Here is a 13472-nt window from a genome sequence, read left to right as displayed (position 1 = left end):
TTAAGCACGCGCTACTGCACGTTTTTTTGATGGACGCACGAATACGAAATACGATGCTGTCCAAGTACCCAAAATCATGAATAGTAAAGCAACCCATCCTGACCAAGTCATCATAGATGTCATTACAAGACCGTTCCCGATTGAACAGCCGCCTGCAAGACTTGCGCCGAACCCCATTAAAATACCACCGGCAGAGCTACGTACAACTGTTTTTGTATCTGGTGTACGTAATCGGAATTCACCGCTCATTTTAGCAGCGAAGTATGAACCGAATAAAATACCCATTACAAGGAATACGCCCCAGTTGATGATATCTAAATCCCCAGTTACTAAAAACTGAAGAATGTTTGCTGAAGGTGTTGTAATCCCTAAACCGAAAATTCGTCCAGATGCCGCACTTAACGGCCAAGCCAATGTTGCGATTAAACCGATTAAAGTTGCTGTCACATAAGGGTTCCAGCGTTTTTCGAATAAAATATGTGCCAAGCCTGTTTTCTTAGGTTTCAAGCCTGGAATTTTCACACGTGGTTTGCGTAATTCACGGTAAACAATGAACGCCACCAATGCCACAAATGGAATGACTAAAAACCAGACATTAATGCCAAATGTATCGGCAATTGAATCCGTACCGACTACCGGAGTACGTGCATCAACTGTGAATTGCGCTAATGGACCTGATTTCATGATTGCTGCCATCAACATGTAAAATGCTAATGCGATCCAGCTTCCGATTAAGCCTTCACCTGCACGATACCAAGTACCTGTTGCACAGCCCCCAGCAAAAATGATCCCAATACCGAAAATAAATGCACCAGCAATTGTTGCCCATAATGGGAACTGACCTGCTGTATATTCAAACGCCCCTGCCTCAATTAGTAGGAATACCCCTACCGCTTGAACTGCAATGGCTACTAGTAAAGCATAAAACATACGATTATCTTTTGCGATGTACATGTCACGGAAACCGCCTGTTAAACAGAAACGTCCACGTTGCATCACAAAACCTAAAAGAGCACCACATAGGATACCCGTAATTGCCATTTGCAACAAAATAATTCCTCCTATTTTTAAAACCAAGTTTATCTATAGGGATATAATATAATATTTTACTGCCATAATACAAGTGTTTTGTTTGAGATTAAGATAATCGTATAATTTTAGTTGGTTTTCTCGTTTAAAGGACGAAAATCAATGTATTTTATTAAAAACCCACAAAATAAAATCATTTTTCTATAAAATCATTTTTCCAGTATTGTTAATCAACCATTTAGTCGTTCATACTAGCCCGGACTTTTTCAGGAATCATTACGACTTCTGTTTTCAAATCAATGGAACCAAAGCTTTCATCGATGCATTCATCCCAGTATTCAAGATGCTTTTTATCAATCCAATGTGTGGAATCTTCTACATCCACCCCACCGCTTCCTTGCACAGAATACCAGTATAAATATTCTTCCCCGTTCAAATGTTCATGAAAAATTGTTTCCACATACATTTTCTCACCTTCAAGAGTGATGAGCACATCTTCCATATGATGATTTAAAAAATCCATCCATTCTTTTACTTTAGACGTTTTACCTTTTTTTACCCGATATCGTGTCAGCTCTACCTTCATTGAAATCCCCCTATTATTTCACCCAGTACTCGGAACCATCGTCACTGCGCTCCATAAACCCGTACTCGATGAGATGACGTCGCAGTGAGACAAAATCTTCGTGGACAGTCTTTAAAATTTCATTTACTTCTTTTTCATGGTAGTGCTTTTCTTTATCAAAACGCTTTAAAATATGCTGCAGGATAATGAGCTTTTTCTTTTCTTTACTTGGAATCGTTTCAATTCCCGCGTCCAACCCGTTTTTAAAATAGGTAGTCAGTACTTTTTCCCGTTCTTTCTCTTCTGTACTATAACGTTCGTCCACCTGTCTCGCCCCTTTATGAATTTGATATTGATCAGGATTCTTCATTAGCTGCATGAGGGCAACAAAAATTTTCGCCTGTTTTTCCTTTTCGCGCAGTTTAAAGCGGTGCTGACGAACTGTCGATACACTCGATAAATTGCTGGCATTCACTATTTCCTGATCGGTTTTCCCTTCGAAAAAATGCTGCATCATTTCAATTTGAACATCTGACAGCCCGCTTATTTTTTTATCTAAAGCAAGCAATGCGTGAAATGGTGATGTATGTGCGAGCTCCATATGTATTTTCATCATGCCTTCCGCTGTCAGAAACCGATTGTCATATGGAAAGACTTCATCTGAACGGTAGGACTGTTCACAAAACAAACATTCATAACATTCCTCTTTCATCTCATAACCCTTCACAAGCACTTCCGTTGAAATATTTTGAATTTCCAAATATATCACCTCTATAACATTTATAATATACGTTATATTATTTGTAAACATTTTTAATTTTTGTTTACTTCAAAATATTTTCCTTCTATTTCGGTTTTTTGAAGTTTATAGCTCCCTTATGAAGAGGGTTGAATTCTAAAAAATTCTATGGCATACTACTAATAATTTACAGGAAGGGAAGATGAATGGCTGATGATTAAATAATTCTATTTTACACGTAAAAATGTATACGCATTTTCACATAAAATAGGATTAGTCTGCCCATTTATATTCCTTTAGCGAACTTAAAGGCTTATTTACGTATGATTACTAATCCTTCTGACTTTTTCAGAAGGATTTTTTATTTAATATATTCAGTGTGAATGCGTATACTTTCAATTTAAAATTTGGAGGTATACATATATGCCAATAGAAATGAAAAATGTATCGTTTAGCTATGACTTACTTGAAGAACCATTATTTAAAAACATTAACATAACGATCGATAATACTTGGAAGCTTGGTCTGATAGGCCGGAATGGTCGCGGAAAAACGACTTTGCTCCATTTGCTGCAGAACAAATTACCGTACAGCGGAACAGTAACGAGTGATGAAGAATTTCATTACTTCCCCCTTACCATTCGCGATCCAAAAATAAGTGCGTATTATATGATCGATGAAGTTCTGTCAGTTGAGCTATGGAAGCTCGAACGGGAATGCCAGCTTTTGTCGCTCGATCCATCGTTGTTATGGATGCCCTTTGAGCAATTGTCAGGCGGCGAACAAACAAAAGTAATGCTTGCTGCTGTCTTCTGTGAGGATAACCGTTTTCTGCTTCTCGACGAACCGACGAATCACCTCGATATGAAAGGCCGATCCATCGTTGCGAACTATTTGAAAAAGAAAAAAGGCTTTATCGTCGTCAGTCATGACCGACAATTTATCGATGAAGTGGTTACACATATTTTGGCGATTGAAAAAAGCCAGCTTAGCCTGTACAAAGGAAATTTTTCAATCTATGAACAGCAGAAGAAGCTGCAGGACGAATTTGAACTCGAACAAAATCGCTCATTAAACTCTGAAATCAACCGACTGCAAAAAACGGCTCGCGAAAAGTCTAACTGGGCCGCGCAGCGTGAAAAGCCTTCAGGTAATGATCCGTTCGGAAATGCCATTGCAAAGCGTATGAATAAACGTGCAAAAGCAATCGAAAAACGCACACAGGAAAAAATTGAGGATAAAACGAAGCTGCTGAAAAATATTGAAACAATAAGCGATTTGACGATTAACTGTCATTTTAAACATCGGAACCCTGTACTTCGCGTGAAAAACCTTACGTTGAGCTACAATGATCAACCGCTGTTCCAACCCATTTCATTTGAAATTTTTCAAGGGGAGCAAGTTGCCATTGTCGGACCGAACGGAAGCGGTAAAACATCACTTGTTCAATATTTACAGGGTACATTCCCTGGTACTGTCGACGGCGAAATGATCATGCCACAGGGGTTGAGCACAAGTGTTATCCGCCAAAATTATGAGGATAATCGAGGGATGTTAAAAGACTTTGCCTTTGAGCAGCAAATCGACTACACATTGTTTTTAAATAATTTGCGTATTTTCGGATTTAACCGTGATGTTTTTCAAGTACCAATCGAAAAGATGAGCATGGGTCAGCAAAAGAAAGTCGAATTTTCAAAATCGCTCGGACTCGAAGCAGAATTTTATATTTGGGATGAACCGCTGAACTATTTGGATGTTTTTAACCAGCAACAGATCGAAAAAATGATCGCTCAATTTAAACCAACTTTGTTATTTGTGGAGCATGACGCAACATTCGTAAAAAACACGGCAACGAAAGTTATTGAGCTTCTTCCTTATCGTTAAACTTAAAAAGGAACATTCCTACATTTTTTTGAGGGAATGTTCCTTTTTCCTATTATAAACAAAACAAATCATATTCCTTTGACAGGTGCATCAAAAAATCGATGCCTGCTACACTATTGCCGACTTGATCAATTGCTGGTCCGTAAATGCCGATTCCAATCGGGCCTTGCAGTTGTTCAATTTCCCCATTACGTACAACGGCAATGATAGCACCGGATACACCGCTTTTTGCCGGCAACCCTACAAATGCGGCAAATTTTCCGGATGCATTGTACATTCCGCATGTGAGCATTAAAGCTTTTGCAATATTAATCACCTCTTTATTGCAGCAAGCTTCACTGTCTTTTCCATTAGTCGCAAAATAATAGGCCATTTTTGCTAAATCCGACACGTCTACTGAAATCGAGCAAAGCTGTAAATAGACTTGAAGAGCTTCCTCTACATCAGATTTCAGGAAACCGTTTGCCTGTAATATATAGGCGATTGCCCGGTTATAGTCAGCTGACTGGTATTCCGAAAAATAGATTTCATTATTAATATGCACTTTCTTTCCAATCATTTTTTCCAAATAAGTCGTAACCGATTTCACTTTTTCATACATAGTCTCACCCGGTAGTAACGAAGCAATCGTTATCGCCCCTGCGTTGATCATCGGATTGAATGGCTTATTATTATGGCCTTCCAACCGTACAATGGAGTTAAATGAATCCCCTGTCGGCTCAACATCAACATAATTCATGATTTCCTCGATACCGTGATGATTGGCAGCAACCATAAAACTGATGACTTTCACGACACTTTGAAGGGTAAACGTTTCTGTACAATCACCTAATTCAATTTCCTGTTCTGCGCTCAGTAAACTTACCGCAAATAAATCACTATTTGCTGCAGCAAGCGCTGGTATATACGAGGCGACCTTACCCCCTGCTGTCATTTGCTTTGCCTGTTCATAAATTTTTTGTAATTTACTCATTCGACACTAGTTACCGTAACTAGCTCTTCACCTCCTCATTTTTCAATCATGTACCCTACTCTCCATTTACTATTTCCTTTTTTTCGCTTGAATATATTGTATAATTTTAACATATAGCCAAAACTATAAATTTGCAAAGACAGGTGATAATATGTTTCAACCATTGCAACGTGGCGATAAGATCGGCATTTTCTCCTCTTCTGCACCGGCAACAGCTACCGCAAAGCCACGCTACAATCGTGGAAAAGAGTTTCTGGAGGGAAAAGGATTTCAGATTATCGAGGGCAAACTTACAGGAAAACAGGATGGCTATCGGTCAGGAACGCCAAAAGAACGTGCAGAAGAATTCAATCAGCTACTAAGAGATCCATCGATTAAAATGATCATGTCGTCGATCGGCGGGACAAATTCGAATAGCCTGCTCCCCTATATCGATTACGAAGCGTTTCGAAATAACCCGAAAATTGTGGTCGGCTACTCGGATACTACTGCAATTTTATTGGCTCTTTTTGCCAAAACAAATATACCTACATATTACGGGCCGGCACTCATCCCCTCGTTCGGTGAATTTGAGCCGCTAGTCCATGAAACATATAATTATTTCGAACACTATTTCTGTCAGCCGAGCATTCCGTACTCCGTTCCTATGCCACATGTCTGGTCAGATGAAATGATTAACTGGCTCGATTTTGAAAAGCCGAAAGCACTCTATTCAAATAAATGGATCGGTATTCATGAAAGTGTTGTAGAAGGGCGTTTAATAGGCGGCAATAATAATACAATGTACGGCTTTATCGGGACACCTTATTTCCCTGTTATTAATTCAGGTGATATTTTACTGATTGAGGATTCGTTAAAGAGTGCGGCAACTGTAGAAAAGAACTTTGCAATGTTGAAACTGCACGGCATTTTCGATAGAGTTGGCGGGATTATTCTTGGAAAACACGAGCTCTTTGATGATGAAGGGACAGGCAAGCAGCCACTTGATCTATTATTGGAACAGCTTGACGGAAAAACAATTCCTATTCTCGCCGATGTCGATTGTGCCCATACCCACCCGATGTTCCCTTTGGCTATCGGGAAAAAAATCCGTCTGGATACAATCAACCAATCCATTACGTGTATCGAACATTGGCTTTAGCTATTAAGAAAGCTTTTCGACATTCAAAAGGCTATTGAACACTTCAAGCAATAGCCTTTACTATATACCTTTCATTCATTTCAGAAATATACATCTACTCTAAATAAAAAATCGCATTGCCGATGGGACAATGCGATGAATAGTTTTCATTATTTTATAGATTAATTCGCTGTATTTTTTAACACATAGTTTCCAATTGCCACATAAACGATCACTGTTGCCCCTACCAAAGCATACAACATTTCAAACACCGCCTTATATACTGATAATAATTATCATTTTCATTATAAATGCTTTGAAATTTTCTGTCAATATCGTTACTTTGAATTTTCTTCTATACATATACCAAAGTAACATGTTAATATGAATTAAAAGTCTAGGAAGGAGAAATAAATAATGAGTAATTCGACGCATATTCAAACTATTTTAAACGGGACAATTAATTCACTGAAAACTATTTTGCCTATGAACATAGATGTGAAATCTCCTTCCCTCATTAATGAACCGTATGAACAACATGAAATGGGCGTGCTTATCGGGTTAGTTGGTGATTTTAAAGGCCGCATTATCATTGATGGTACACCGGAAAGTTTCAGTGCAATCGGTTCTGCGATGTTCGGAATGCCTTTAGAAGGGGCTATGCTTGAATCTTTCACAGGTGAACTTGGGAATATGATTGCTGGTAATTTATGTACATACACGGTCCAACATGATTTGGAGCTTGATATTACGCCACCTACCGTAATGGTTGGACATACGAAATTATACGGCTTTAAGCAAGCATTCAAAATACCAGCTACGTTAGAAGGTATCGGGGATTTAGTGATACTCTATACAATCGATACTTAAGAAGACGAATAAATTATGATTGCCTTTTATTGACCATTTCAATGAAAGGTTTTTTATTTGAAGATATTTACGGATATTAGAACAACTCTATAAATTATTAGAATTATTCACTACTATATTTGAACTTCTCAACTTCATATTAGAAGATATGATTTGCTTATTAGAAAATCAGCTTTTTATTAGACGCTTTTTCATTTTATTAGAACATCATTGTTACTTATTAGAAAATCCGCGAACTTTTCAAATCAATCTAACTAAAAACCCCGCTCGATCCTCTCGAACGGGGTTAACCATTATTGTGGTTCTACTGCTAAAATATCTGTGAAGTGTGATTTCACGCTTGTTTCTTCGTTATTTAATAAAATATGAATGTCACCATGGTCATTCGATGTACGAATTAAGCGGCCCATTCCTTGCTGAAGACGAAGCTGCATGAATGGTAATTCCACTTCTTCAAATGGATTTTGCGCAAATGAACGCTTTGCATCAAACAACGGATCATGCGGTGGGAATGGCAAATCGAAAATAATGACGCGCGTTAACGCTTCTTCCGGTAAATCCAAGCCTTCCCATAAATGATACGAACATAACGTTTTTACTTCACCGTTTTGGAATTCACGGACAATTGCCGAAAGCTCCCGGTCGCCTTCGAATGCAATATTTAAACGTTCCATTAAACCTACATTTGATTTAAAGTGATTCATTGCCTGTTTTGACTTAAATAAAATCAATGTTTGCTTCTCATCTTTCAAAAGCTGCTCTACTTTTGCAGTTTTTTCAGATTGCGAAAGGTCATGTAAATAGATTTTCATTACTTCTTCGTAATCAAACGGTGATGGTACACTGAAACTCTGGTATTGTTCAATGCCTAAGCTTGATGCGATATAGCTGAAATCCTTATTTACCGATAGTGTAGCCGATGAGAACACGATCGGCATTTTTTTCGAGAATAATGTTTCGGAAAGAACATCGGTAATGAGGCGTGGCATAATGACAAGCGTCTCTTCCCCGTCTGTATCTTCCAGCCAGTCAACAGCATCGCCTTGTGCAACAAAAATACGCATTGCCGCAACATAATGCTCTAAAAATTCTTCCGCCATATTCAGTTCATATTCCGGAATCATATACAGTTCCGATTCGAAAACGAATTCTTCCAGCAGCTGATCGACATATGCAATTACACGCTCGCCTAATTGGATCAGTCGCTCTGATTTCACAATACGTTTACGGTCTTCTTCTGATTGAACGACATCTTCACGCAATTGATCAAAGAAAAGTTCATGGTGATCTTGTAAATGTTCCATTGCATATAATGTACGCTCACGGACACCGTCTACCATTAATCGTTCCAGTAACTCTACAATCGTATATGCCTGAACTTTGTATGTTAATGCTTTTTGGGCTGCATATTCCAGTAAATGGCCTTCATCAAGCACCATCATCGAAACTTCCGGTAATAGCGGTAACTGCCCTTCACGCTCGCGTGATTCCTTTGTCGCCAAATGTTCCATTAAAAAATCTTGCGAACAAATGATCAGATCCGTCGATTTACGGTAATGTGCACGATGCAATGTTTGGCCGCAACGATTACGTAAATCACAAACCGCACATTGCATGATTGAATTGTAGTTTACTTTTTCCCAGTCTTCATCCGTTACTAACGGGTAATCCGAGCGTTCACCGTATGGCTGTATGGAAATCATACTGCCCTGTGCATATACCCCATCCGGAATTGAAAAGGCAATATCATCAATCCACTCTTCTGTTTCCGTTTTTTCCGCTTCTTCAAAGCGCTTTAAACATAAATATTGGTCACGTGATTTTGCAAGACGGACATCAATATCCAGTCCTAATACATCACGAAGTTTATGAATATCGCCGCCCTCTTTTACGAGCTGGTCGATTAACGTTTCATCTGCACAGGCAATAAGTGCCGGTTTTCCTGTATAACGTGCATAGGACACAGCCGGTAATAAGTAGGCAATCGTTTTCCCTGTCCCTACACCAGCTTCCGCAAATAACACGTTCTTTTCTTTTAATGCTTGCTCTATTTGGTAAGCCATGAAAATTTGTTCGTCACGGCATTCAAATCCTCGTTCAGGCAATTCGTCATACAGGACATCGCCTAACCAATCTCCTAAAGAGTCGAAGAAAGTTTTCTCTCTCGATAATTCAAAAGGTAAAGATTTTCTCAAATGGATGTTCCCCCTCAATATAAGGCGGAAGGAATTATTTACAATCCCTTCCGCAAATACTAACAATTTACAATTTTATTTAAAAAATTCCGTACTCATCATTATACAATGAGTTACTAAAAAAAGACTAATAATATGTAACAAAAAGAGCGTTCTCCGGAATGTCTTCACGGACACGCTCTTCATTATTAATTTTCGCGCTTAGATTTTTGACCCCAATATTGGTACAAATCTGTGCGGATGAACCCGTTGAATAACTTACGCTTTTTCGTCGCTTTTTTACCGTAATGCACTTCAAGATCTTCCATTGATGACAGCATGTACACTGACCACGTTGGATAATTTTGCATTACTTGACCAAACTGGCGCAGCATTTTCTCGATTTCTTCCACTTCACCGATACGTTCACCATATGGCGGGTTTGTAACAATAACTCCGTCTGTCAGTTTCGTTGTGAAATCTGTCGCCTGCATTTGCTTGAATGTCAATAAATCGCCAAAGCCTGCTTCAAGTGCATTTTCTTGCGCAATTGCCACCATTTTATGATCGATATCCGAACCGATAATCGTTAATTCCTGATCATAATTCGCTAATGAATCTGCCTCATCACGCGCTTTATCCCAAATATCCTGCTTCATCCATGGCCATGATTCCGAAATAAATTCACGGTTATAGCCAGGTGCGATATTTTGGCCGATCATTGCCGCTTCCAATGCAATCGTTCCCGAACCACAGAATGGATCTACGAACGGACGGCTTGGCGACCATTTTGAAATTTTCACCAATGCTGCTGCAAGTGTTTCTTTTAATGGCGCTTCACCTTGTGTCGTACGGTATCCGCGTTTATGCAAGCCAACACCCGATGTATCGATCGTTAATGTAGCCATATCTTTTAAAATGGAAATTTCGATCTTAAATGTCGGACCGGACTCATCTAAAAAACCTAAACGTTTGTAAGCCAGTTTCATTCGTTCAACAATTGCTTTTTTTGTGATAGCCTGACAATCCGGTACACTGAATAATGTTGATTTGACTGATTTACCTGCGACAGGGAAATTGGCGTCCACCGGTAAGTATTTTTCCCATTGAACTGCTTTTACCCCTTCAAATAACTGGTCAAATGTTCTTGCCGGGAATTGGGCAACGACGATTTTCACACGATCCGCTACACGCAACCATAGATTCGTGCGGGCAATCGCCATTTCATCGCCTTCAAAATATACTTTCCCGTTATCGACACGTGTTTCATATCCTAGATCACGTACTTCTTCTGCTACAATTGCCTCTAGGCCCATCGCAGCTGTTGCAACTAAATTAAATTTTGTCATGCGTTTAAATCCTTCCTTGATGCTCAACTTCCCAAAATTGGATGAAGTCGATTAATTCTTCCATAGGCAAAGGTTTACTGTAGTAATACCCTTGAATATAATCACAGCCCATCGATTTAAGTAAATCGACTTGCTGGCCTGTTTCCACGCCCTCAGCTACTACTTTCATTTGCAGACGATGCGCCATTTGTATAATCGCATCGACAATTGCCTGCTTATCATCAAGCGAACAAATATGCTGAATGAAGCTGCGGTCAATTTTCAGCACATCGAGCGGGAATCGCACTAAGTAACTTAATGAAGAATACCCGGTCCCGAAATCATCAATCGATAGCTTAAATCCTAATTGCTTTAGTTTAACAAGTTTACTCACTGTTTCCTGCGCGCTGTTCATTACTGTCCGTTCCGTTACTTCGATTTCAAAATTTTGAGCAGAGGCATTATTCCGCTCTAAAATTCTTTGAACCGATTCTAAGAAGCTTTGCTGCTGGAAGTGAATGCTTGAAACATTTACGGCAATCGGTACTTTCGGGTAACCGGCAGAAACAAGCTGATGGTAACCCTCACATGCAAGCTCGAAAATCATCTCGCTGAGTGGGATAATTAAACCCGACTCTTCGGCATGTTCGATAAATTCAGCTGGTGACACAAAGCCTAGTTTCTCACTGTTCCAACGTACTAATGCTTCAATTCCGACAAGATCGCTGTTCTCTGTACTAATTTTCGGCTGGTAAGCAAGCGTAAATTCTTTGTTTTCAATCGCTTTACGGAGCTCGCTGTCCAGTGTCAGCACTCGATTCGAATCCGTTTCCAACTCATCAAAGTAAAATGAGTAGCAATTACGTCCATTCTCTTTCGAAAATGACATAGCACGATCGGCACGATTCAAAAGCTGTTCTGTTGTCGTACCGTCCGCAGGATAAATACTGATCCCCATACTCGTTGATATATAGACATCCTGATCATGAACTTTAATCGGCGCTTCGAATACACGGAGCACATGCTCAGCGAATTTTGCGGCTTCTCTTGGATGTTGAATATTTGCTAATGTAATGACAAATTCATCCCCGCCAAAGCGCGCTAAAATATCCTTGTTTCTTACCAAAGTTTTGACACGTTTGGATACTTCAACCAGTAACTGATCACCAATGGCATGGCCAAGCAAATCATTCACTTGCTTGAAGCGGTCTAAATCCATAAAAAGAACGGCATGCTGGATCGGCATTACCTTATTCTCGGTCATTTCCAGCAGTGCATTCATTCGTTCGATATAGGCGAAACGATTGCACACTTCTGTTAATGAATCATGGAGCGCCCTTTTTTCAAGTTCATCTTCCACGATTTTTCGTTCCGACAAATCCGTAAAAATGCCACAGTAATTTGTAATCTTACCTGCTTCATCTTTAATAGCCAGTATTGTCAGCCATTCAGGGTATAATTCACCCGTCTTGCGCCTATTCCAAATTTCACCTTGCCACATGCCTGTTTTACCGATTTGTTTCCACATATCAATATAAAACGCTCTGTCATGTACGCCAGACTGCAAAATAGACGGTTTTTTTCCTTGTACCTCTTCCAATTTAAAGCCTGTTACAAATTCAAAAGCAACATTAATCGATAAAATTCTTCTATTCGAGTCGGTAATCATAATACCTTCCGCAATATTTTCAAAAACTCTTTCGATTAATTCTTTTGGAAACTGAGACAATGCCAGTTCTTGCAAGTTGGATTTATTAGACTTCAATTCGCTCAAGACATATCACCCTTATATAAAGAACAGTTTTTATATATTCACTCCGAGAGAAGCAGGTGCTGTTTTATTGATTTTGTTCCCTTATTCCCCGATATGAACCTTTATTTTATAGTTATTATAATTTTCCCTACTAAGAAAGGCTCTCCACAAAAGAATGGAGAGCCCTTTTATATGTTCAAAAAAAGCATCAATAATCAATAAGCCATGTTTTGTTCCTAAGTACTCAAGCAGCTTGCGCCTCGTACGATTAGGTAGTAATCATCTATCTACGGCCAAGCTGACCGTCCCTCCATCCGTTCAATTCCTTCAGGAGAGTGCCCCTACCATAATTTGGGTTTCTCACTCATGGGGTTTACCTCGTTCCACCTCATAGTTTTCACTATAAGCTCCGTCACTGTGGCACTTTCAGGAAGTTTCGTCCATATCTAAAAGACTTAGGAGTTCCTTCCGCCGTCAAGAGAAATTCTCTTGCCTTACCTTATTTTTTCAGTAAGCACGAACACTACGGGCATCGCAGCACCGTGTGAGCATGGACTTTCCTCTACGACCTAAAAGTCGCAGCGATTACTCGAATATTGATGTATGAATAAAGTATACTGCAATAATAGAAAAAAAACAATATTCCCATGAATAGTTTAACTATTCGTAAAGCTTACTCCCAAAAACATGCTTCTCCAAGTTTGAAAGTCGCTTTAAAATATCGAAGTTTGTACTATTTGCTGTTGGAGCAGGAGCAACCGCCGATTTGCGGCTTGAGTTTGCCAGCTCTTGCTTTAAGCGCTCATTCTCTTCTTCCAGGGAAGCGATTTTTGCAGTAAATGTGTCATAATCTTCACGAATCAGATCCAAAAACTGATCTACTTCGTCAATGTTATAACCTTTCATGCTCTTCTTGAATTCTTTTTCCAATATATGGTCAGCTGTTAATTTAATATCCATTATTCCTCGTCCTCCCATCACGCTACTTCTTTGGTTTATTATAGCATAGGTCTGACAAATGGGACGACTACATATCT

At 39.3% G+C, this 13472-nt stretch carries 11 protein-coding genes and 1 other RNA gene; 3 read left to right on the top strand and 9 right to left on the bottom strand.

The features are described from left to right. The 3 genes from MKY27_RS06370 to MKY27_RS06360 all read right to left on the bottom strand — a co-directional run bounded on the left by MKY27_RS06370 (position 1) and on the right by MKY27_RS06360 (position 2363). Entirely contained in the window at positions 1-1041 is a 1041-nt protein-coding gene (locus MKY27_RS06370; RefSeq protein ID WP_339199647.1) for a YeeE/YedE family protein, read from the bottom strand. 226 nt (positions 1042-1267) lie between these two features. Next, complete coding sequence (locus tag MKY27_RS06365) at positions 1268-1615, bottom strand: DUF6176 family protein (protein ID WP_339198683.1); 348 nt, start codon at positions 1613-1615, stop codon at positions 1268-1270. Positions 1616-1628: 13 nt separating this feature from the next. Beyond that, a complete protein-coding gene (locus MKY27_RS06360) occupies positions 1629-2363 on the bottom strand; it encodes a DUF2087 domain-containing protein (RefSeq protein ID WP_339198681.1) in 735 nt (244 codons plus the stop codon). 393 nt (positions 2364-2756) lie between these two features. Between MKY27_RS06360 and abc-f the strand changes: the two genes are divergently transcribed. Next, complete coding sequence (abc-f, locus tag MKY27_RS06355) at positions 2757-4217, top strand: ABC-F type ribosomal protection protein (RefSeq protein WP_339198679.1); 1461 nt, start codon at positions 2757-2759, stop codon at positions 4215-4217. Positions 4218-4269: 52 nt separating this feature from the next. Here the strand turns inward: abc-f and glsA are convergent, their stop codons facing one another. Then, a complete protein-coding gene (gene glsA / locus MKY27_RS06350) occupies positions 4270-5190 on the bottom strand; it encodes a glutaminase A (RefSeq protein ID WP_339198677.1) in 921 nt (306 codons plus the stop codon). Between the two features lie 151 nt (positions 5191-5341). On the opposite strand from glsA, the gene MKY27_RS06345 reads away from it, so the two are divergent. Beyond that, positions 5342-6331: a S66 peptidase family protein gene (locus MKY27_RS06345; RefSeq protein ID WP_339198675.1), complete on the top strand. Its 990-nt coding sequence runs from the start codon at positions 5342-5344 to the stop codon at positions 6329-6331. 396 nt (positions 6332-6727) lie between these two features. After that, positions 6728-7180, top strand: a complete 453-nt coding sequence (locus MKY27_RS06340) for a chemotaxis protein CheX (RefSeq protein WP_339198673.1) — start codon at positions 6728-6730, stop codon at positions 7178-7180. 293 nt (positions 7181-7473) lie between these two features. Here the strand turns inward: MKY27_RS06340 and MKY27_RS06335 are convergent, their stop codons facing one another. From MKY27_RS06335 to gpsB, 5 genes are all read right to left on the bottom strand, one after another. After that, positions 7474-9375: an ATP-dependent DNA helicase gene (locus MKY27_RS06335; RefSeq protein WP_339198671.1), complete on the bottom strand. Its 1902-nt coding sequence runs from the start codon at positions 9373-9375 to the stop codon at positions 7474-7476. Between the two features lie 188 nt (positions 9376-9563). Then, a complete protein-coding gene (locus MKY27_RS06330) occupies positions 9564-10703 on the bottom strand; it encodes a class I SAM-dependent RNA methyltransferase (RefSeq protein WP_339175920.1) in 1140 nt (379 codons plus the stop codon). A gap of 4 nt (positions 10704-10707) precedes the next feature. Continuing rightward, positions 10708-12456, bottom strand: coding sequence for an EAL domain-containing protein (locus MKY27_RS06325; protein ID WP_339198669.1), 1749 nt, complete (start codon positions 12454-12456; stop codon positions 10708-10710). A gap of 193 nt (positions 12457-12649) precedes the next feature. Beyond that, positions 12650-13032: RNase P RNA component class B (gene rnpB, locus MKY27_RS06320), an RNA gene on the bottom strand. 63 nt (positions 13033-13095) lie between these two features. Continuing rightward, positions 13096-13395 carry a cell division regulator GpsB gene (gene gpsB, locus MKY27_RS06315; protein ID WP_079528712.1) on the bottom strand — a complete coding sequence of 100 codons (300 nt, stop codon included), beginning with the start codon at positions 13393-13395 and terminating at the stop codon, positions 13096-13098. Between the last annotated feature and the right edge of the window lie 77 nt (positions 13396-13472).

Origin of the sequence: Solibacillus sp. FSL R5-0449, assembly GCF_037975215.1 — a bacterium.
Taxonomy (GTDB): Bacteria; Bacillota; Bacilli; order Bacillales_A; family Planococcaceae; genus Solibacillus.
Note: the sequence above shows the minus strand (reverse complement) of the source record. Positions and strands in the feature narration are given on the sequence as shown.